The 19,040-nt window shown below is 62.7% G+C and carries 21 protein-coding genes; 9 read left to right on the top strand and 12 right to left on the bottom strand.

The annotated features are described in order from the left end of the window. Window positions 1-16: 16 nt before the first annotated feature. The 3 genes from GGC65_RS17250 to GGC65_RS17240 all read right to left on the bottom strand — a co-directional run bounded on the left by GGC65_RS17250 (window position 17) and on the right by GGC65_RS17240 (window position 3,738). On the bottom strand, window positions 17-373 hold the full coding sequence (locus tag GGC65_RS17250) for a HigA family addiction module antitoxin (RefSeq protein WP_192648285.1): 357 nt from the start codon (window positions 371-373) through the stop codon (window positions 17-19). A gap of 47 nt (window positions 374-420) precedes the next feature. Further along, window positions 421-1,884: a hypothetical protein gene (locus GGC65_RS17245; protein WP_225940874.1), complete on the bottom strand. Its 1,464-nt coding sequence runs from the start codon at window positions 1,882-1,884 to the stop codon at window positions 421-423. Window positions 1,885-2,043: 159 nt separating this feature from the next. After that, window positions 2,044-3,738, bottom strand: coding sequence for a hypothetical protein (locus GGC65_RS17240; RefSeq protein WP_192648283.1), 1,695 nt, complete (start codon window positions 3,736-3,738; stop codon window positions 2,044-2,046). 297 nt (window positions 3,739-4,035) lie between these two features. On the opposite strand from GGC65_RS17240, the gene GGC65_RS17235 reads away from it, so the two are divergent. Then, window positions 4,036-4,470, top strand: a complete 435-nt coding sequence (locus GGC65_RS17235; protein ID WP_225941217.1) for a tyrosine-type recombinase/integrase — start codon at window positions 4,036-4,038, stop codon at window positions 4,468-4,470. 18 nt (window positions 4,471-4,488) lie between these two features. Here the strand turns inward: GGC65_RS17235 and GGC65_RS17230 are convergent, their stop codons facing one another. After that, window positions 4,489-6,180, bottom strand: coding sequence for a hypothetical protein (locus tag GGC65_RS17230; RefSeq protein ID WP_192648282.1), 1,692 nt, complete (start codon window positions 6,178-6,180; stop codon window positions 4,489-4,491). A gap of 561 nt (window positions 6,181-6,741) precedes the next feature. Between GGC65_RS17230 and GGC65_RS17225 the strand changes: the two genes are divergently transcribed. The 5 genes from GGC65_RS17225 to GGC65_RS17205 all read left to right on the top strand — a co-directional run bounded on the left by GGC65_RS17225 (window position 6,742) and on the right by GGC65_RS17205 (window position 9,903). After that, a complete protein-coding gene (locus GGC65_RS17225; RefSeq protein WP_192648281.1) occupies window positions 6,742-7,605 on the top strand; it encodes an alpha/beta fold hydrolase in 864 nt (287 codons plus the stop codon). 61 nt (window positions 7,606-7,666) lie between these two features. Next, window positions 7,667-7,993, top strand: coding sequence for an antibiotic biosynthesis monooxygenase family protein (locus tag GGC65_RS17220; RefSeq protein WP_192648280.1), 327 nt, complete (start codon window positions 7,667-7,669; stop codon window positions 7,991-7,993). A 40-nt stretch (window positions 7,994-8,033) separates the two neighbouring features. Next, a complete protein-coding gene (locus GGC65_RS17215; protein ID WP_192648279.1) occupies window positions 8,034-8,891 on the top strand; it encodes a DMT family transporter in 858 nt (285 codons plus the stop codon). Window positions 8,892-8,905: 14 nt separating this feature from the next. Next, window positions 8,906-9,448 (top strand): CGNR zinc finger domain-containing protein, encoded by a 543-nt coding sequence (locus GGC65_RS17210; RefSeq protein WP_318780181.1) that lies wholly within the window; start codon window positions 8,906-8,908, stop codon window positions 9,446-9,448. 137 nt (window positions 9,449-9,585) lie between these two features. Beyond that, window positions 9,586-9,903, top strand: a complete 318-nt coding sequence (locus tag GGC65_RS17205) for an NIPSNAP family protein (protein WP_192648277.1) — start codon at window positions 9,586-9,588, stop codon at window positions 9,901-9,903. Between the two features lie 43 nt (window positions 9,904-9,946). Here the strand turns inward: GGC65_RS17205 and GGC65_RS17200 are convergent, their stop codons facing one another. The 4 genes from GGC65_RS17200 to GGC65_RS17185 all read right to left on the bottom strand — a co-directional run bounded on the left by GGC65_RS17200 (window position 9,947) and on the right by GGC65_RS17185 (window position 13,089). Then, window positions 9,947-10,675 (bottom strand): nuclear transport factor 2 family protein, encoded by a 729-nt coding sequence (locus tag GGC65_RS17200; protein ID WP_192648276.1) that lies wholly within the window; start codon window positions 10,673-10,675, stop codon window positions 9,947-9,949. Between the two features lie 49 nt (window positions 10,676-10,724). Beyond that, on the bottom strand, window positions 10,725-11,093 hold the full coding sequence (locus tag GGC65_RS17195) for a RidA family protein (RefSeq protein ID WP_192648275.1): 369 nt from the start codon (window positions 11,091-11,093) through the stop codon (window positions 10,725-10,727). Window positions 11,094-11,158: 65 nt separating this feature from the next. Next, window positions 11,159-12,034 carry a TolB family protein gene (locus GGC65_RS17190; protein WP_192648274.1) on the bottom strand — a complete coding sequence of 292 codons (876 nt, stop codon included), beginning with the start codon at window positions 12,032-12,034 and terminating at the stop codon, window positions 11,159-11,161. Then, window positions 12,031-13,089, bottom strand: a complete 1,059-nt coding sequence (locus tag GGC65_RS17185; RefSeq protein ID WP_225940872.1) for an arginase family protein — start codon at window positions 13,087-13,089, stop codon at window positions 12,031-12,033. Before GGC65_RS17185 ends, GGC65_RS17190 begins: the two co-directional genes overlap by 4 nt. 28 nt (window positions 13,090-13,117) lie before the next feature. On the opposite strand from GGC65_RS17185, the gene GGC65_RS17180 reads away from it, so the two are divergent. After that, window positions 13,118-14,047, top strand: a complete 930-nt coding sequence (locus tag GGC65_RS17180) for a LysR substrate-binding domain-containing protein (RefSeq protein ID WP_192648273.1) — start codon at window positions 13,118-13,120, stop codon at window positions 14,045-14,047. Here the strand turns inward: GGC65_RS17180 and GGC65_RS17175 are convergent. Then, entirely contained in the window at window positions 14,023-14,886 is an 864-nt protein-coding gene (locus tag GGC65_RS17175; protein WP_192648272.1) for a bifunctional transcriptional activator/DNA repair enzyme AdaA, read from the bottom strand. The genes GGC65_RS17180 and GGC65_RS17175 overlap by 25 nt on opposite strands. Before the next feature lie 234 nt (window positions 14,887-15,120). Between GGC65_RS17175 and GGC65_RS17170 the strand changes: the two genes are divergently transcribed. Beyond that, window positions 15,121-15,585: a nuclear transport factor 2 family protein gene (locus tag GGC65_RS17170; protein WP_192648271.1), complete on the top strand. Its 465-nt coding sequence runs from the start codon at window positions 15,121-15,123 to the stop codon at window positions 15,583-15,585. Window positions 15,586-15,639: 54 nt separating this feature from the next. Here the strand turns inward: GGC65_RS17170 and GGC65_RS17165 are convergent, their stop codons facing one another. Both GGC65_RS17165 and GGC65_RS17160 read right to left on the bottom strand, forming a co-directional pair. Beyond that, window positions 15,640-15,984 carry a DMT family transporter gene (locus tag GGC65_RS17165; protein WP_192648270.1) on the bottom strand — a complete coding sequence of 115 codons (345 nt, stop codon included), beginning with the start codon at window positions 15,982-15,984 and terminating at the stop codon, window positions 15,640-15,642. Then, window positions 15,981-16,625, bottom strand: coding sequence for an FMN-dependent NADH-azoreductase (locus GGC65_RS17160; protein WP_192648269.1), 645 nt, complete (start codon window positions 16,623-16,625; stop codon window positions 15,981-15,983). The genes GGC65_RS17165 and GGC65_RS17160 overlap by 4 nt, the downstream gene beginning before the upstream one ends. A 92-nt stretch (window positions 16,626-16,717) precedes the next feature. Between GGC65_RS17160 and GGC65_RS17155 the strand changes: the two genes are divergently transcribed. After that, window positions 16,718-17,554 carry a LysR family transcriptional regulator gene (locus GGC65_RS17155; RefSeq protein ID WP_192648268.1) on the top strand — a complete coding sequence of 279 codons (837 nt, stop codon included), beginning with the start codon at window positions 16,718-16,720 and terminating at the stop codon, window positions 17,552-17,554. Between the two features lie 191 nt (window positions 17,555-17,745). On the opposite strand, the gene GGC65_RS17150 is transcribed toward GGC65_RS17155, so the two are convergent. Next, window positions 17,746-18,984 carry a tyrosine-type recombinase/integrase gene (locus tag GGC65_RS17150; RefSeq protein ID WP_225940871.1) on the bottom strand — a complete coding sequence of 413 codons (1,239 nt, stop codon included), beginning with the start codon at window positions 18,982-18,984 and terminating at the stop codon, window positions 17,746-17,748. Window positions 18,985-19,040: the final 56 nt, after the last annotated feature.

Genomic DNA, 19,040 nt, shown 5'->3' with positions numbered 1-19,040 from the left:
AGAGGGGCCCCTCGCGCTAGGCTTCATCCACGCCCGCAAACAGTTCTTCAAGGGGCGTGATGACCTGATCTCGTGTTTGCGGCTGCCGGAGGATAGTGAGCGCTGCGATCTCTGTACCGAAGCGTTTGCGCGCGGCAGCAAGATCGACGTCGCGCTGAAGGTTCAGCCAGAAGTCGGGCGTCGTCCCGAGTACATGCCCCAGGCGTAGCGCCATCGGCGCGGTGACGGCGCGCTTGTCGTTGAGGAGTTCATTCACGCTCAGGCGCGAGACGCCGAGCGCCGAAGCAAGTTCATCCTGCTTGATGCCGCCCATTTCGAGAATGTGCTTGCGCAAGACAGTGCCGACGGACTCGACTTCGGCTTCGCTCGACATGAAAACTCCTGTTCTAGAAACGCTCGAGGCGGGGATCGGCGATGCGGTCAAGCTCGTCGTCCCATTCGAAACTGATCGCCCACCGGCCGTGAACCGGCGCGGCGAACCGGCCGTCCTTCAAAAGGGCGACCTTGGTGAAGACGCCGATATCGGACCAACTGGCAGCGGCGGCCAGCAGGCGAAGCAGGCGGTGCGCGCTCCGGACGACCGGCAAAGGCAGTTCGGGGCACGCGGCGGTGGTAAAGATGCGCGCAAGGCGCGGGTCGGGAATATCCATATTCATACACTCCAGAAACCTGATTGATCGATGCGCGGCAAAGCGCTTGGCGATTCAGGGCTAGAGGTGGCGAGACGCCGGTATGAATGTCGAAGATGCGGATTCGCTCGAATATGTTTCGTCCGTCCGGCCGGGCGACGGCGCGAACGAGGCGATGCTGTCCGATGACGAGCGCGACCCGCTCGAAAATTCCGCGAACGAACGCTTCGACCTTTTCGGCCGAGCGATCGTCCATCTTGCTGATGCGTGCGAGAACATTGTCGAAAAGGCGCTCGGTCAGGCGAAGATCGAGACCCATCCGCTGGATCGTGCCGAACGACTTGAGCGGCGGCGCCGGCTTGCGCAGCGCCGAGCGGGTCGTCTGATTGACGGCAACCTGGCGGCTGAGGAACTTGCTTAGATAATAGATGGACCAAGCGCGCGGCGCACCCATCTTCGCTTGCACGCCGATCACCATCGGCTCGACCGCGTTCAGAGCAGTCTCGCGGAAATCACTCCAGGATTGTTCACGCTCGGCAAAGACCGAACTGCGTAGCTCCGGGGGTTTGCCGGTGTCGCCTGCGGGGGAGGCGTGGTCGTCGTCCGAACCGCCCGAGCCGGCAACCTCGCTATGGGAGCAGGGTGATTTGCGGAGGTAGCGATATCCGGCGCAACCATGGGTCTCGGCATGACGGGGCAGGGGCACGCGCGGGCGCGACGCATTGTACTTCGCCAGCCACGAAACCGTTTCTGGCGGCGCTTGCAGCGACGTCGGCCAAAGGGGCAGCCCCTTGACGCTGGTCGCAGCCGAGCAGGTTTCGGCAATCTCCCGTGTCTTTTGGAGCAGTTCAGATGATAGCGATCGCTGCCCGTCGCACATATTGTGAAGCGCCTCGGACGTCCGGAGCATCCGATTTTGAGCTTCACAGATGCGGCGGATCTGGTCGGTGGCTCTCGCATAGGCCGATGCGCTGGCGCGCGCCGATTCCAGCGGATCCTTGAACACCGGCATGACGAGGCGCGGCGCGAGATTGGCTGCTTCAGCCGCAGCCATCTGGGACGCGGTCAACGGCTCGCTCCGTCCCAGCATCTCGCGGAGGATGCTTCGTGCGGTTTGGGCGCCTTCCGATCCTTGCGCTGTAGTGGCGAGCGTCGGTTCGGTCTGTCGCGCGACGTCAGTGGCCAACTCGGCCATCGGCTCACGACCGACACCGTCGGCAAACCGAGAAGGCGCAATATCCTCCGCCTCCGCCAAGACGGCATCCTCTGGTGCAGAGGGAGAAAAGGCGGGGGGCGGCGTCATTTGTATTGCTGTAATGTATAAGATTACATTTGTCAAGCGGAATCGCTTCGAGGCCGCTCAAGACTTATGATGCTCGATTGGAACCAAGCCTGAACAAATGTCGGGGTTACCTCAATTTTCCGCTGGCGGCGCGAAGCCCCATTGGCGCAGGCGCCGGGCCCGGAGCGGAGACTTGGCGGCGATACGACCGAGTGCCTGCTCCACCGCGGCCCGGATCTCGGGACGGTCATGTTCATGACCGCGCGCGATCTGAAGTGCCGTCCGGATGAGGAGGGAGAGGTCGGCGCCTTCGGTTCCTTCGAACATTAGCTGATAGGCATCGGCGTCGATCCCGGCGAGCAGAGCGAGATCATCATCCTGCCAGGCGCGGCCGTGGCCGATGTCGACAAGGACAGCCTTCGGATCGCGTTCTTCCCGGAACGTCGCGAGCCGCTCGGCGAGCGCCGCCACGAGCGCCGGGTCGGCGGGCTGGTCGGCCGGGAAATGATGATTTCGGATGCTGAAGAAGTCGGGATTGTCGGGCTGCGCATCGGCATAGGCCTTGGCGATCGCGTCGGCCTGCGCGCCGCGTCCCTGCTCGCGGAGGAAGGCGATCGCGCCATTGATGTTGATCGAGTCGGTGATCGCGAGACTTTCGTGCGCGGCCTTTTCGATGGCGTCGATGATGGCGTCGTCGTCTTCGATGAGCGACTCCCTGTAGCGTTCCCATGCCTTCGACAGCGGGCTGATGCGGCCGTTGCGCTGCAACTCCTCCTGTAGCTTCGCGGCTTCCATCCGCAGCCGATCGGCATCGAAATAGCCCGCTGCGGCGGCATCGAAAATGGCGGTGTCGAAATCATCGCTTGCGTTGAAGGGCAGGGCCGAGAGCTGGTCGCGCCAGCGTATGAACGCCTCGTCGGGGCCATTCTCGCGCTCCATCATGGCGGCATAGAGCGAATTATATCCCAGCAGAAACTCAAGCGACGGTGCCTCGCCCGGCTCATAGACGGCCCAGCCGCCGAGCAGACAAGCGGTGACGCCCTGCGAGATCACCCGTTCGGGCGCGCCGGGAAGTAGGTCGACCAGTTGCAGCGCGATCCGCTCGATCTTCTTGATTACCCGAATATTGGTGATGCCGAGCGTGATCACGCCCCGGCGGAGTTCTTCGCTGATCGCGTCATCGCCCGGGAGCGCAATTGCGGCGGCCTCGGCGGGCGACGGTGCGAATGTGACAATGGTGTCGGTGACCTTTTCGAGGAGGCGCTGGAACTGTTTTAGGTTCTCATCCTCCATTGCCCCGTCGTTGAGAAGCAGCACGACCTGGCAGGTGCGCTGTTCTTTGAGGAACGAGACCAGTCCCAGCAGGTCGCGCGAAGACAGCCCGGCGCCAGCCCGTTCGAGATCGTCGATGCAGATGAGTTGATCGCGGACGAGAAAGAAGGCGGACCGCGCGAGCATGTTGCCGATCTCGCCGAAGCCGACAGGGCCGAGCGCGGCGCCGAGCCAGCCTCGGGATTTGAGGACGAGGGACTTGCCCGCTTCGAACAGATCGCCGAGGCTTTCGGTGTCCGGGCCGCTGACCGCTTTCTCCGGCGATACCCGGCCCTCGAAGATCGCATGCCGGACTTCATCGAGCGAGTTCAGCCCGAACAGCGATACATAGGAATATTTCTTGGCGTGGAGTTTGCCGCCGGCTTGCGTCTCGCCGAGTATCTTGAGCCAGGCATAGGTTTTCCCGACCCCCCAGCGGCCTTTGATGCAAAGCACCTCGGCCTTCTCGCTTTCGAGAAAGCGCCGAATCTCCTTGATGACGAGCGCAGCGGACATGGTTCCTGTCTAATCGCACGCGGGACAATCGGGTAGAGGCTGCGGATTCCGGCGAACTGACAAGCGGATCATGATGGAGGAAGGGGAAGGCCTTCCCCTGATCGCCGGCCCGCCGACAGGTCGGCAGTCTCGCGATACCCCTTCCGCTGGGGCAGGGCGCCCCCGCGACGCCCCGAAGTAGAGCGCGGCGGCTGATGAGCACTCGCTGCCGCCGGCAGGCGGCGACAGGGATCGCGCGTCTGTTTGACCGCGCTGCGCACTCGGCGCGGCTTTCTTGGCGGTGCAACGACAATCCCGCTGAGCCCCGGCGAGCAGCGCGAGGTCACGCTCAAGACCTCCGAGCGTTACAATAGCAGCCGGAGCGAGACCGGCCGGCCAGTTCAATTCGAAATCATGTCGGAGGCTCGTGGGAGCCTCTTGGCATGGATTGAGCGGCGAGGCGGATCGATCGAGGATTTTGCGTTCCCCGGCCGGGTCGACCACTCTGCTCATATGAGCACGCGTCAATATGCGCGTCTCGTCGACGAATGGGTCACGGCTGTTGGTCTCCGAAGTGAAGATTACGGGACGCATCTGCTACGCAGAACTAAGCCGTCGATCATCTACAAGGCGACCGGAAATTTGCGTGCCGTGCAGATTCTGCTCGGTCACACCAAGATTGAAAACACTGTGCGATACCTCGGCGTCGATGTTGAAGATGCGTTGACGCTGGCGGAAGGCATCGAAGTCTAACCAGAAAATCGCGATATCCTAGAGAGCGGGCGCTCTGCATTGCTTCGGAACGTCCGCTCTCTTTGTTTGGTCCCCGAAAGCTGACAGTCTCCAACCGGCCAAGTCCGGCGGCCCCGATACTACCACGCAATCGGTGTCCCAACCTGTACGCGCTTCACACGCACTGGGGTGAGCATGGCGAAACGATCGACCGCGCCGCCGCCGCAATTGCCGTTCTCGCCGAGGACAGGCTCCGAATATCGCGTATTGTAAATGTCGAGGACTACGGCGCCGCGCTGCATCGTGAACCAGCGGCCCGCGCCCCGGCTCTGAGGCCCGACGAGCGCGCGTGTCAGCGCGTCGTTCCGGATCGCATAGGTCCAAGGGCGGACACCTAACTGCTTCCAGCCGCCGCTCCGCTGCATCGCCGCAACCGCATCGGCTCAGCGACGCATCGCAGTAATGGGTCGTGTCGTTGCTCCAGTTTTCGGTGCGCGATGTCCCCGAAAGGACGAAGTGCGTCCGCACCGCGCCGAGCACACCGTTAGCCAATTCATACTCGACGAAAGAGGAGGCGTCGGCTTCGAGACCTCCTGCGAGCGCCTGCTGAACCTGGTGAAAGTCGATGCCGAAGAGCGTCAATGTCAGATCGCAGCGGACCTGGACGATCCGGCCCCGCGCGCCCGCGCGTTCGCTCCAGACGGGCTGCGCGCGCATGCCGGTCCTGCCGATACTCGACGTGAACAGCTGATCGGTGAGCTGACCCATATTGTCGAGCAACTGCTTTTCATAGCTCGTCGACAGGCACATGAGCGCCCGTCCGGCCGCGTGCGCGAGCTGCTCGTCGGTGACTGCGGTACCAAGCGCCAGTCCCATGAAATAGGACCTGTCGGTGCGATCGGAGATTCGGGCGCATCGCCCGATCTCCGCTTCGATGAGCATCATCCAGTCGGCGTCCTTGCGGCGCCCCGCATAGCTATGAATACGATCGTCCGCGCAGAGCTGCGCACCCGCAGCTGGCGCGCTGGGACCCGCGCGCCAGATCGCCTCCGCTGCCCGGATCGGCGCTTCGATTAGGCGGCGCTTCTCGGCATTTTCTGCCGCCAGGCGTGCTTCTTTCTCACGCCATTCCGCCTCGATCCGCGCTCGGCGTTCTTCGGCTCTCCGAAACTGGGCCAGCAGCGCCTCGCGCCGCGCCGCGCTGTTCGCAGCCTTGATCGCTTGGGCGTCGGCCATCACAGCCTCGCCGCCAGACGAACTGAGTAGAACCGCCTTCGCGCGCGGCGCCCGGAGCAGGCGTTCGGCGAAGTCACTTCGCTGCATCGTCGCAAGATTGCGCCGATAGGCCGCTTCGAGCGACATTGCTGCGCGCGCCACCTTGTCGCGGGGCGTTCCGCTCGCATCGGCGCATTTCTCGATCATCTCTACGATCCGCTCCGCATCGGTCAGCGCAAAAACCGCGGCCTCCTCGTTGGGAACGGTATCGAGGACTGCCGCGAGCGCGCGATCGAATGTGACGAGAGGACCGCGAACGTCCCCACTCGCCGCAGCCGCCAACAGCTTGTTGCCGGCTACAACGGCAGGACGGAACGGAGAATAATTTTCAAGGACAGAGACGCGCACGCGGCACGCCGCGGCAAGGGGGCTGGGGCCCGCTGTCTGGGCAAATGCAGAGCCGGAAAGCAAAGCGCCAAACGCAAGCAACCCCGCCCAGCGTACCACGGCACGCATTACTCGGGCGCGGCCCAGGTGAGCGAACCCTCATATTCGCCCGGTACGGGCTGACAGTCGCGGATTGCAGGCGTGAACCGCGCGCGCTGCACCGCGCCCAGTGAGTAAAATTATATGCCGACGGGCAGGCCGCGCTCCCTCGGTGGACGACCCTGCGAGCTGCGAGTTTTGAGAGCCCCCCGGCGCAGCGGCCGGGGGCCCAACCGCGTCTTGCGCTGCGTCGCCAACGTCCTGCGCAGCATCTCCGACCCTTTGCGCCGCCTCGGTGACTGCGCCGGTTTCAGCTCTTTCGCTACCGAGAAACAGCGGCCGCCGCTGAGTGCTAGGTGAATCCCTCACCGCGCCGTCGGCTGTACATCGGGCGTTCCACTTCACTGACCACGCGAGCGGCGACGTTTTCGGCCGACGCTTCGCGACTGCGACCCTTCCAGCAGCTCTCACGTTCGGCCCACCGTCCAGTGCGTCTCGGTCGATATTCCTGTCGAGCGTGCGATCGATATCGGGCCTGCAACGATAACCGTCTAAATGCGTTTAGATGGTTATTGAAAAAGGAGGCCGACGATGCGTCACGGCACGATCGAAGTTCAGAGTATCCCGATTTTCTACCGCGAAGCCGGGCCGCCTGACGGTTCGGTGCTTCTCTTGCCGCACGGCTATCCCGGTTCGTCATTCCAGTTTCGCCAGCTGATGCCGGCGCTAGCCGACCGGTGGCACACGATCGCGTTCGACTTTCCGGGTTTCGGCTACAGCGGAACGCCCGACCGGAAGCAGTTCGCCTATGACTTCAACGGCTATGCGGAGATTTTGCGAGGGGTCGCCGACCATTTCGAACTGGAGCGTTACGCCCTGTGGCTCCACGATTATGGTTCGCAGATCGGATTGCGGCATGCAATTGCATGTCCCGACCGCATCACCGGGCTCGTGATCCAGAATGGCGACATCTACGAAGATGCGCTCGGCCCCAAATACGCGGCCATCAAGGCCTATTGGGCCGACAAGTCGCGCGCGCGCCTGCAACAACTCGAGGCGGCGGTAAGTGAGAAAGGCTTCCGGGAGGAATTTGTCGGCGAGGTCGCCGACGCGGTTGCCACGCGCGTGCCCCCGGATCTCTGGAAACTGCACTGGCCGCTCATGAATACGCCGGTTCGCCGCCGCGTGGTGGTCGAACTGATGAAGGGACTTGAGGCGAACCTTTCGTGGTTTCCGCGCTATCAGGCCTATCTGCGCGACCACCAGCCGCGTGCCCTGATCCTGTGGGGCCCCGAGGACGGCTATATGCCGGCCGAGGCGGGCGAAGCCTATCGCCGCGACTTGCCGAATGCCGATCTCCATCTGATCGACGGGGCGGGGCACTGGCTGCTGGAGACGCATTTCGAACAGGCCCTGCCGCTCGTGCGCGAGTTTCTGAACAGGCTCGATGCCTGATCGCGGGGTTGACGAAGTCCCGCCTCCGACGCGCCCCGATCGCCTTTTTAGGAGACCCATTATGCCGACTACCCCTTCCATCGCGCGCATCTGGCGCGGGCGTACCCTTTCTGGCGACGCCGACAGCTATGAAGCCTATCTGCGCAAAGAGGGGATTCCGCCGCTTGAGCGGACGGCGCTCGGCGTCCAGCTGTTTCGCGAAGATCGCGACGCGGATACGATGTTCACGACGATCTCCTACTGGGCCGACCTGGCCGCCATGGCGGCCTTTACCAAGGGGTCGCCGACCAAAGTCCATCATCTCGATCGCGACCACGAGTTTCTGATCGAGCTTCCCGACCGGATCGAGATCAATCATATTCTGATCGATAATCAGGGCCTGCGCTAGGATCGTGATGTCCGTTCGCAATCTCGCGGCGTTCGCGCTGATGTCGCTGATTTGGGGATTGACCTGGGCAGCGATAAAGATCGGGCTGGCTGCCGCGCCTCCGCTTTTTCTGGCCGCCGCTCGCTATCTGATCGCCGCAGCGGTGCTGGCCTTTCTCGTGTGCGGCGACCGAAGCGCGTTCGTCGAGGGACGGGCGCCTCGCACCCTCCTCACCGCGCTGCTCGTCAACGTCTGCACGCACGGCCTCCTCTTTTGGGGAATGCAGCATGTTGCGTCGGGCCTCGCCGGCCTGATAAATCTCGCGCTGATTCCGGTGATGCTGTTCGCGCTCGCGGCCCTCACGGGCGAGCAGCGAGCAGGATGGCGGCACGCGCTCGCGCTCGCGATCGGCTGCGCAGGTCTGGTCGGCCTCTTCTGGACGCGGCTCCGCGATGGCGGCGCCGATGGCCTCGGTATGGCGGCGGTAGTCGCCGCGACCGCCTGCTACTGCATCGGGAGTATCCTTGCGCGTCCGCTCATCGGACCGGTCCGGCCGCTGGCGATGACATTCGCCCAGGCTGCGACTGGCGGCGCCGTGCTGCTCGCGCTTTCGCTGGCGCTCGAACCGGTGACGGGCGCAACGCTCGCCGGACTAGCCATGCCGCGGGTGATTGCGAGCCTGCTGGTTCTTTCGTTGCTGGGAACAATCATTGCCTATACGATTTATCTGGTCCTCATTCGCGAATGGGGAACAGTGCGTGCCGGTCTCTACGCGTTTGTGTCGCCGATCGTCGCGCTTGCTATCGGGGCAGGTCTGTTCGGTGAGGCAATCGGCTGGCCGGAGATCTCCGGGGCGCTGTTGCTGCTGACGGCGGCGGCAATCGCCTTGGCGCCGCCGCGCGAGACAGGTTCGGGTTGAGTGATTATCGTGCTGTGTCGAAACCCATAGATTTGCCTCACCGTGTCGCCGGCAACCTGGCGCTCGACCTTGCCAACACCATCAGCTGGCGGGGGACGCCGCGCGAGATCGATTGTCTGGCGGACGCGGAGGGCCTAGCCGCATGGGCGCAGGCGCTCGGCCTGATCGACAGCGCCGACGCGCCTGCCTTGTATGCCTTTGAGGAGGTTCGCGCGCTGCGCACGGCGATCATCGCCGCCGGCAGTGCGGTCGCCGCCGGTGCGGCGCCCGACGTTTCGGCGACGGAAACGGTGGCCCGTCTCGCGGCGCGCAGTTTGGCTGCGGCTTCGCTCGATGGAATACCTGCGACGATCGCCTTTGCGCCTGAAGACCGGATTCTCGGCCCGCTTGCGTGGGCGGCACTCGACCTGTTCCGCGGCGATGAGCTGGCGCGCCTCAAACAATGCCCGCCCGACGACTGCCGCTGGCTTTTCATCGACCGCACGAAGAACGGGTCGCGTCGATGGTGCGACATGGCAAGCTGCGGCAACCGCGCAAAAGCGCGTCGGGCGCGCTAGCATCGTGGTGAATTCGACTCCCGGACGCGCTATCGTTCAGAGCGGGATGTTACTTGTTGCCCTTCGCGTGACGGAGGCCCAATTCTTGCATGCAATCCGCACTATGAGCTTCGCGTCGGCAGAAAGGAGCTGATCGCATGATAACCTGTGTCGTCGATTACGTCATAGATCCGGCCAAGATCGAAGCCTTCGAACGATTCGGGCAGCGCTGGATCCAGCTCGTCGAGCAGCACGGCGGCGTCCACCACGGATATTATCTGCCTGCCGAGGGAGCGAGCGATCGGGCTCTGGCGCTCTTCAGCTTTCCGAGTCTTGCTGCCTATGAGGCATATCGCAGCCACTTCGGGAATGATCCCTCGTTCGTCGAGGCGGATCGCATCCGCGACGAAAGCGGCTGCGTTTTGCGCTACGATCGGACCTTCATGCGGCCGCTCGCAAGGCAGTCCACCGTTTGAAGCCAGTGTTCGGCGCGGGTGTAGGGCGTGGTACCCGCTTCGCCTATTTTGTGCCCACTCGGCGCCATCGAATATCTTCGCCTTCGCGGCGATCGACAAAGCCCGTCACCCGCCCTTGAATGTTGCGTTGGAAAATTCGGCGGACCCGCGGTTTTCCCACCTCGAAAAATATGTCGCGCGTCTCGGCCGCAAAATAGATGTCGGGCCGTCCCGGCCGTTCCACCCGCAGCTTACCGCTGTCGCACGACAGCGTTGCGACGATTTCGGGCGTCAGCCGATAGATGCCATTGAGTTCACAAAGAACGCGCGGTGGGAGCTGGACGGAGGGCGGGTCGCGCTGAACGGCGGCGACATGCGCTGCGATGAGCCGCCAGCCCTGATCCGTCCTTCTCCACGTGTCGACACTGCGGAAGCGGGAGCGGAGCGGCTGCCCGTGATAGTCGAGCTGCTCCTGGTCTTCGTGGAATGTGACCGCTATGTCGTTCGTAATCCGCGCCTCGAAACTGGCGATTTCAAGGCTGCCGGACAGTCCCGTGGGGAGAGGGGCGAGTTCGGCGATGAGCTCAGCCTTGGTCCTTCTGACGCCATTTTCATCCACGTGAATGATGCGATCGTCGAGATATGTGTCCCAGATGTCCGTGCGTCCGGTGGCCACGGCGTCGAGCAAGGCCTGCGTCGCGATTTTCAACGCGGCGGTGTCCGGCGCAGCTTCCTGTGCTTTGGGCTGCCCGCTGGAGGTTGCCAGAATTAGCGCGCAGATGGCGACTATCATAGGACGATGGACCGGAAATGTAGCGCGACGAAGCGGCATGGAGCCCTCCCTAGCGGCAAGCGATAGCGTCGACCTCGAGGAGCCAGTCGCTGTCGAAGATGTCCGCGATGATGACGGTTATGGCGGGGCAGTGCGCTCCGAGGATTTCGCGCCTGATCTGCGTATTCTGTTGCCGATAGTCCCGGCTCGACAGATAGACGGTCAGTTTGGCGATATCGGAGAGGTTCATATTCGCAGCGTGCAGCTGCGTCTCGAGGTTGCGCCACACGACACGGGCTTGGTCGGCGAAAGAGGAAGGTGCATCTCCATCGCTGTCGGTTGGCACTTGCCCGCTGACGAACAGCCACCGCGTCGGCATTTCGGCCAGCCAGGCTTGCGCATAGGATGCCTCGGTGGGCGAAATCGGCTGTCCGGCCATTTGTAACCTTCTAGGCTGAGTGGACAGGGGGGCTGCCGCAAGTCCCGCCAGCGCGGCGCGCCTGCTCAACATTGGGGTGGCCATGCTTCGTGTGAGTCCGGCACAAGGTCGATCAGGAATATTTCGCCCGACCTGTCGGGCTCCGCTTGGGCGAACAGGAGCTTTTCCGAGCGGGGCGAGAGGAGCGGCCCGACTTGAAAGACATCGTCGCGCGAGGGAATGCGACCCGCTTCGATCCACGCCTCTTTCGGCCTTCGAAACAGATACAGATGCGAACGGCTGCCGCGATCCGCGACGACGACCATCGTCCGGCCATCGCGCGAAATCTCGGCCTCATATTCGTTCGCTGCCGTGCTGATGGGAGGTCCTGCGTTCGCGACCTGCCACCGGCCGCGGCCATCGCGCCGAGCGATGTAAATGTCGCCGTCGCCGTAACCGCCGGCCCGGCTGGAGCCGAAATAGAGCGTGCCCTCGCCATCGACGCGGGGCAGGAGTTCGGCTTCGGGTGAGTTGACGGGTGCCGGCAAACGCACTGGATCGCCCCATTCGTCGCCCACGCGCCGAGCGAAGTAAATGTCGAAGTCCTCGCCTTTCGGATCGTGCCTTGCCGACAGGAAATATAGGCCCTCGCCATCGGGCGCGATCCCCGGATCGGCCTCGATCACTGGCGGACTGGCAGCAAATTCGGGCGAGTAAGGCGCAGACCATTGTCCGTCCATGCAGCGGGCCTCCATGATCCGCCAGTCGGTGAAGCTCTTGCTGGCCGAAAGAAAGAGCATCGATCTGCCGTCCGGCGAGAAGGTCGGGGTGGCTTCGTAACCGGGGGAACTGATGCTATCGGGGGTCCAGCGCACCGGCATTTCCGGCGGGTCGCGCATTGCCGAACAGGCGGCGCCGGCCAAAACCAAGGCGACTACCGGAATAAAATGGACTTTGTTCATGCCGGGGTATCCAAGGCGTCGAACGCACGCCCCAGGCACCCGATGATTTCGCGGGCATATCGGCCAGTCCGATCCAGCTCGGGATCGTAGATTGTGACGCTGGCGCCCCGGATCCGGCCGGATGCTAGCAAACCCGCCACCAGGTCCGCCAGTTGATCGTAGGTCAGTCCCGGAGATCCCGGAGAATCGACCGCCGGCATGACTTTCTCGTCGAGGACATCCAGATCGATGTGGAGCCAGAAGGGCAGCGATTGGGCCGCGCCGACCGAAAGGGCACATTGCACCGTTGCAGCGATGCCGTTCGCCAAGACCCGGCGAACCGGGATCCGATGGATCGCCGTATCTTCGATGTCGCGATAATCAAAGTCGGCGGTGAGCTCGTCGCGCTCGCCGATCTGCACGGCGCGATCATCGGCTACCAGGGGGCGCCCACCCCAGTCCGCGAGCAAGGGCTCACCGCGACCCGTGGCAAGCGCAAGATCCATTCCTGCGACGCTCCCGAGCCGCGCCTGCGTGTCATAGTTGCCGGGGTGATAAAAGTCGCTGTGGCCATCGACATGGATGAGCCCCACCTCGCCCGCGCCGTGAAGGCAGCCGAGAAGAATGCTGCAGTCGCCGCCGATCACGAGGGGAAAATTCCCGGCGGCGAGATCTGCCGCGACTAGCGGGGCAAGGGCTTCGCTGAAGGTCCGGATGGCGCGGCCGTTGCGGATGCGGGATTCTCCGTCGCCCTCGAAATTGTAGATGGGCCTCGCCAGCGCGTGGGTCGCGACCGGACGAAGCCGCGCCTCAAGGCCGGCTTCGCGCAGCGCTTGCGGTGCTCGCCAGGCGCCCGGCTGTCGACCGCGCACGACCGGCCTGAGTCCCAGATTACTTGGCGCTTCGATCATCGAGATCTTCCGGCGTCCATTGGTCGGTGCCGCCCGTCCGGACGCCAGAGCGGCTGCGGTCGCGGCACCGATCAAAAACAATCTTCTTCCATAAGCCTCACCAGTCATCGGGGGTTCTTTCGCACCCCATGCCGCTGCAGCAAAACAAACATTCTTCATTTTCATTTAAAGCCATGCTTTAAATGCGCGCATCATGTTTCGGCTGCCCCCTTTAGAGTCGCTTCGCCTGTTCGAGATCGCCGCCCGGCATCAGAATTTTTCGAAAGCGGCGGCAGAAGCCGGGATCACGGCGGCTGCAATGAGCCAGCGCATGCGCGATCTCCAGCTCGACCTTGGCGAACCCCTGTTCGAACGGCGCGGGCCGACCTTGAAGCTCACGGCAGCGGGCAGCCGGCTGGGCGATGACATGGGAAAAATCCTGGAGCAGCTGAGCGAGGCGGTACTGGCGTGTCGGTCGAGCAAACAGGTGCGGCTTAGCGTCACGCCGACGTTCGGCGCGCGATGGCTGGCCCCGCGCCTCGTGGAAATGCAAACACTGCACCCGGAGCTGGCGATTGTCAGCGACGTGTCGGCGGAGGTCCGGCCGCGGGAGTATTTCGACATCGCAATCCGGAGCGGCCGCGGGGACTGGAAGGGTTTCGAATCGAGGCACCTGTTCGATCTTGAACTGACGCCGATGCTGTCACCTTCCTTGGCGGCACGGCTCGACCTCGATTCCCTCGCGGAGCTGCCCGGCTGTCCCTTGTTGGCGACGGACGACTGGCCGCACTGGTTCGGCGCGGCGGGCCTAGGCGAGGTCGAGGTTTTCGAAGGCCTCCGGAATAATAGCTTTCCGACGCTCGATCTCGCGGCCGTGGCGGCTCTGGCGGGGCAGGGCATTGCGCTGCTCTCGCCGCAACTTTTCGGCAGGGAACTCGATAGCGGGGAACTAACTATGCCTTTCTGTCACATCCGGATTGCACGTCGGAGTTACTGGATCATGCGCCGCGACGGTGATCAGCGGGAAGGCGTTTTACAGTTGTTCGACTGGCTCATTGGCGAGATCGGCGTCTCGGTCGCAGGCGGACACGGCTCGAAAGAGCCTCGCGGCCTGTCGTCTCAGCCTGCCGTGCCATCAGCTTGATTGCCTGCATTCCCGCCCGCCGGAGCAGCAAGCGGTGGCTGCCGTATGGCAACGCCCGGCCGATGGCCATGAAGTCGCTGCTTTATCTCGCTGATCGCTGCGGCAATGTCTTTGGGCGCAATGTTAACCAGCTCCACGGTGACGGCGCTGCCCTTCACTGACCGGATCAGGGCGCTTGCCGAGGTGCCGACCTCAAGCGCCAACTGATCAGGTGTGGGGAATGATATGCTGTCTGGCCTCAGCGCTATGGACACCGCCAGCGGCGCCGCGCTGCTGTTCACTTCCCTTTTTCTGCGCAATGACGAGGGCGGCCGTTTGAACGCCTTCAGGAATACCTCATTGAAACGCCTGAGACTGCCATAGCCGGCAGCGAAGGCGATTTCGGTGATCGGCAGCGCGGTTTCATGCATTAGCTTCTTGGCGAGGTGCAAGCGTCTCACTTGCTCAACTGCCATCGGGCCGACGCCGAGATGTTTCATGAACAATCGCCGCAGGTGACGCGCCGTCATGCCCAACGTATCCGCCAGAGCATCGACGTCACGATCGACGAGAAAGCCGTTGTCGATAAGGTTCAGTGCTCGCCGCACCGAAGCCAGAGTGCCGAGCCACGCCGGGCTATCCGGAGCGGATTCCGGTCGGCAGCGCAGACAGGGCCGGTACCCGTTGGCATGCGCTGCGGCCGCCGTGCGGAAGAAGCTGACATTTTGTCGGAGGGGCAACCTCGCCGGACAGATCGGGCGGCAGTAAATGCCGGTCGTCTTTACCGCGACGAAGAACTCGCCATCGGCAGCAGGGTCGCGTCGGGCGAGGCGCGAATAGCAGGCGTCGTCGTCCAGCATCGCACAACCTTGGCGATTTCGGGTATCGGACACTAGCGGAAATCGGACTCCTTCAAATTCGCAAATGATGGAGTCCGATAATCGCGAGCAGAACGAGGTCTCTTGCGACAGACACGCCGTCGGGCTCCGGCTCCGTTCCGCGGAACCTGGCTCCCCCGCCGCGAGACCGATCTGCATTGGTGATCACCGATCAACGTGCACGGTTTCCGGAAAGCTTGAACGGAGATATACCGAATGCCCGACCAGAATGAACAGAGCCTTTCCCTCACTGCGAGGGAGATCGTCAAAGCATATTGGGCTGCGCTCTTTTCCCGCGATCCTGCGAAGATCCGCGCGGCGGTTACGCAGGATGTCGAATGGCTGGCCCCTCCGGCAAACGCGACCGCAGTCGCTCTCGGCGTCACGCACCACATGGTCGGTCCCGATGCCATTATCAAATTCATCCTCGAAGACTTCCGCCGGCTGTTTAGCAACGGCATGGAGATCGATGTGATCTCTTCCACCGCGGAAGGAAATCGCGTCGTGATCGAACAAAGGCAGCGCGCAACACTCGCAGGCGGGCAGGATTTTGATCTCGTCTATGTCTTCATATTCGAAACCGCCGACGGGAAGGTGTCGCGCATCCGCGAGTATATGGACACATTCGGCGGACACGCGATAGTCTTTGGCGCCGGCGAGACTCCCCGTCAGATCGTTTAAGAGCTTTGTTGCAAATAGTGTCCGGCAGTGCCGTCCGCAGCGTCCGGCCACTGTCTAACCGGCTGGATTCTCAGCCGATCCGATGTTGAGCCCGGCAATGGCGATGACGATGATGGCGATGTAGGAGATGCGCGTAGCGGTCAGCGGCTCGCCAAACAGGATCGCCCCGACGATGACCGAGCCGACCGCGCCGATGCCGGTCCAGACTGCGTAGGCCATCCCCAAGGGAAGCACGGAAAGGGCTTTGCTTAAGGCAATGACGAAGCCGGCGAGCAACAGAAGGGAGAAGGTGCCCCAGCCCCAATGGGTCATGCCTTGCGATTTCTTGGTCGCGAATGCCCACATCACATCGAGGACACCGGAAAAGATGAGCAGCGCCCAGCCGGTTGCCTGGTTCATGCAGCATTCTCGGCGAGCCGGTTGGCCAGTTGCTCGAGCGCTTCTTGCGCGCGCGCCGCGGCGGCGGTGGCGGCTTCCGGCTTCCCCGCGGTGAGACAGATCGGGACAATCTCGACATCGCGAAGTCCGATAAATTTCAGTGCCTCTTGCAGATAGGGGGTGGCAAGATCCGGTCGTCCCCACGAAGGGCCTTCGGAGAAATCGCCCGCGCTGGCAAGGATCGCTACCACCGGGCGGGGACGCAGCAATGGCACATAGCCTGTTTCGGGATGGAAGCGAAAACTTAGTCCCGGCTGGGTCACCAGATCGATATAATGCTTGAGCCGGTAGGGGATCGAGAGGTTCCACATAGGTGTCGAGATCAAGACGACGTCGGCGGCATCGAGCTCCTGGACCATAGTCTGGATCGCGCTCCAAGCGAGCGCTTCGTCGGCCTTCAAGGCCCCTCCCGAAAGCATGGCATATTTTGCTGCGAGCAAGGCTCCGTCGAGATGCGGAAGGTCGGTCTTCCACACGTCGACCTCCGCAACATCGATTGCGCCGCTCCTGCTGTGCAATGTTTCCAGAAACTTGTGCGCCGCCGCGAGGGAATGCGACCCATCGGCGCGCGGCGATGCCTTGAGATGAAGCAGTCTTTTCATGTCGATCTCCTCGGTAGGATCGATATATTGATTTGCGCTGCAGCGAATTCTTCTGCATAATTTGCGAAACTCATTCGCATGGACGCGAAAAAATGCTGTCGACCGATGATCTTCTTCTGATCGGAGCGCTCGCGAGAACCGGAAGACCCACTGTAGCAGCGACCGCGCTCAACATTCATCTGGCAACGCTCTATCGCCGGCTAAAGGATCTCGAGGCCGAGGCCGGAGCGCCGCTGTTCCAGCGTATGGGCGGGCGCTACAGCCCGACGACGTTGGGGGAGGAGCTGGCGCTTGCCGCCACTGCCATAGACGCTAGCCTCGCTGACGCGCGGCGCCAGATGGCGGGCGGCGGACGCCAGCTCGAAGGGCGCATCACTATTACAACAGCGGATTCGCTTGTGCCTCTGATCACCGGGATGCTGCCGGCTTTCAATAACCGGTACGCCGAAATCCGAGTTGATCTGATCGTATCGAACGATTTCGCCGACATGGCGCGCTACGAGGCGGAAGTGGCCATTCGCCCGACGCGTTCGCCGCCCGAGACGCTCGTCGGCCGGCGAGCCGGATCGTTCGACTTCGGCGTTTACGCTGCCAAGGGTGCACCGGATGATTTACGGTGGATTGTTCTCGACGACAGTCTTTCCTCTATTCCGTCATCTCGCTGGCTGTCGGGTCGCGTTTCGGAAGCCGAGGTCGCGCTGAGCGTCAATAGCATGTGGGCTGCTGCGCAGGCCGCGTCAGCGGGCGTCGGCAAGGCGCTCGTGCCGACCTACCTCGCCCGTCATCTGGGATTGCGCGCGTGCGGCGTGCCCGTTGCTGAACTGCAATCGGAAGTGTGGCTTCTCATTCATCCGGATCTGAGGCGCACTCCGCGCATACAGGCTTTCATGGACTTTGCAGGGGACCAAATCAGGGAACATATTGGCTGACGACCGGGTGAGGCTTCGAGCCGATTTCGCCGCATTATCTGGAGATGCCGACGCGGCAACAGGTGAGTACGGCAGGAAGCGGACGGCGATTCCATTGAATTGCCCCGCTGATGCTCTGATATTCGAAAAGGCAAGGCGATGTCCGCTTTGCTGTGATCTCCTATATATAGCCGACCGTCTCAAGTCGGCCATCAGTTCGCATCCGCCCCTTTAGCCTCGGCCGCGTCAAGATAGTCCGCCCACCATTGCATCATTGGTCGCCGATGAGCGAGATACCGCGCAGAGTTATAGGCCGCCCGCACGCCGCGAGGCTGGTGCGCCAACTGGCATTCGATCCAGTCGGGTTCGAAGAGGCCGCTTTCGTTCAACACAGTGCTCGCAAGGCCACGAAATCCATGGACGGTCGCCTTCCCGCGAAGCCCCATCCGGTACATGATGTCTAGCATCCGATTATTACTGATGACCCGGGATTTGGTGTAGGCCACAGGGAAGAGGAAGCGGCCTAGCTTCACATTGCCAGCTTTGCGGTAAAGATTGATATCGTTGATCTCCTGAAGGAGATCGAGCGCCTGGCGAGGCAACGGCACGAGATGCTCCGACCGCATCTTCATCCGCTCGGGCGATATCCGCCACATGGGGTTTGGACCGTCGAGATCCTCGAATTCGTGCCATTCGGCAAAGCGCGTTTCTTGCGTTCGGACCATCGTCAGGATAGTCCAGCGCAGCGCGAGATGGCTCATGCGCTCCGCCCCATCGGCGTTGAGCTTGGTAAAAAACGCGGGCAAATCTTTGGCGGCGACTTTCGGATGATGTTTGACCGGCCGCGCCTTCGTCAGCGCCGGCGAAAGATCGCGACAAGGATCACTCTCGCAGCGACCGTCTGGAATCGCGTAGCGAAAAATCTCACTGCAATGGTTCTTGACCCGATGAGCCATTTCGATCGCACCGCGCGCCTGGATCGCGCGGATTGCGTCGAGCATCTGACGCGGGGTGATCGTGTTGATCTCGAGCTTCCCGACAGCCGGGAACACGTCCGCCTCGAGCCGCCCGATGACAAGCGCCGCATAACGCGGTGACCAAGCCAGCATGCGCGTCTCGAGCCATTCGCGAGCGATATGCTCGAAGCTGTTCGCGATTTCCGCGGTGACTCCCGCGACCGCCCTGCCCTTCGCGGCCTTTCGCTCAGCGGATGGGTCAAGCCCCAGCGCAAGCTGATGCTTCATCATGTCGCGCCATCCGCGAGCCGCAAGTAATGTCGTTGCCGGGAATGGTCCGCCCGACAGCAGCTTCTGTTTTCCGTCGAAGCGGTAGGCGAAGCGCCAGGCTTTCGATCCATTGGGAGAGATGAGCAGAAACAGCCCGCCGCCATCCGATTTTTTGTAGGGTTTCGACGCGGGCTTGAACGCCTTGATGGCGACGTTGGTGAGCATGGGCACAGCCTTTCCCGTCACGCGAACAGGTTCGAATCCTGTGCGCGCGCAATTTG

Source organism: Sphingopyxis sp. OAS728, from assembly GCF_014873485.1.
Classification (GTDB): Bacteria; Pseudomonadota; Alphaproteobacteria; order Sphingomonadales; family Sphingomonadaceae; genus Sphingopyxis.
This window is presented reverse-complemented; position numbering and strand designations above follow the sequence as displayed.

What these genes read in the sequence shown, in the direction of transcription:
- GGC65_RS17215 (WP_192648279.1), top strand. Translation starts at nt 8,034, where the DNA reads ATGTCGCTGATTTGGGGATTGACCTGGGCAGCGATAAAGATCGGGCTG.
- GGC65_RS17200 (WP_192648276.1), bottom strand. Translation starts at nt 10,675, where the DNA reads ATGATAGTCGCCATCTGCGCGCTAATTCTGGCAACCTCCAGCGGGCAG.
- GGC65_RS17195 (WP_192648275.1), bottom strand. Translation starts at nt 11,093, where the DNA reads ATGGCCGGACAGCCGATTTCGCCCACCGAGGCATCCTATGCGCAAGCC.
- GGC65_RS17170 (WP_192648271.1), top strand. Translation starts at nt 15,121, where the DNA reads ATGCCCGACCAGAATGAACAGAGCCTTTCCCTCACTGCGAGGGAGATC.
- GGC65_RS17180 (WP_192648273.1), top strand. Translation starts at nt 13,118, where the DNA reads ATGTTTCGGCTGCCCCCTTTAGAGTCGCTTCGCCTGTTCGAGATCGCC.
- GGC65_RS17175 (WP_192648272.1), bottom strand. Translation starts at nt 14,886, where the DNA reads ATGCTGGACGACGACGCCTGCTATTCGCGCCTCGCCCGACGCGACCCT.
- GGC65_RS17150 (WP_225940871.1), bottom strand. Translation starts at nt 18,984, where the DNA reads ATGCTCACCAACGTCGCCATCAAGGCGTTCAAGCCCGCGTCGAAACCC.
- GGC65_RS17160 (WP_192648269.1), bottom strand. Translation starts at nt 16,625, where the DNA reads ATGAAAAGACTGCTTCATCTCAAGGCATCGCCGCGCGCCGATGGGTCG.
- GGC65_RS17155 (WP_192648268.1), top strand. Translation starts at nt 16,718, where the DNA reads ATGCTGTCGACCGATGATCTTCTTCTGATCGGAGCGCTCGCGAGAACC.
- GGC65_RS17250 (WP_192648285.1), bottom strand. Translation starts at nt 373, where the DNA reads ATGTCGAGCGAAGCCGAAGTCGAGTCCGTCGGCACTGTCTTGCGCAAG.
- GGC65_RS17185 (WP_225940872.1), bottom strand. Translation starts at nt 13,089, where the DNA reads ATGAAAATGAAGAATGTTTGTTTTGCTGCAGCGGCATGGGGTGCGAAA.
- GGC65_RS17190 (WP_192648274.1), bottom strand. Translation starts at nt 12,034, where the DNA reads ATGAACAAAGTCCATTTTATTCCGGTAGTCGCCTTGGTTTTGGCCGGC.
- GGC65_RS17225 (WP_192648281.1), top strand. Translation starts at nt 6,742, where the DNA reads ATGCGTCACGGCACGATCGAAGTTCAGAGTATCCCGATTTTCTACCGC.
- GGC65_RS17165 (WP_192648270.1), bottom strand. Translation starts at nt 15,984, where the DNA reads ATGAACCAGGCAACCGGCTGGGCGCTGCTCATCTTTTCCGGTGTCCTC.
- GGC65_RS17220 (WP_192648280.1), top strand. Translation starts at nt 7,667, where the DNA reads ATGCCGACTACCCCTTCCATCGCGCGCATCTGGCGCGGGCGTACCCTT.
- GGC65_RS17240 (WP_192648283.1), bottom strand. Translation starts at nt 3,738, where the DNA reads ATGTCCGCTGCGCTCGTCATCAAGGAGATTCGGCGCTTTCTCGAAAGC.
- GGC65_RS17205 (WP_192648277.1), top strand. Translation starts at nt 9,586, where the DNA reads ATGATAACCTGTGTCGTCGATTACGTCATAGATCCGGCCAAGATCGAA.
- GGC65_RS17230 (WP_192648282.1), bottom strand. Translation starts at nt 6,180, where the DNA reads ATGCGTGCCGTGGTACGCTGGGCGGGGTTGCTTGCGTTTGGCGCTTTG.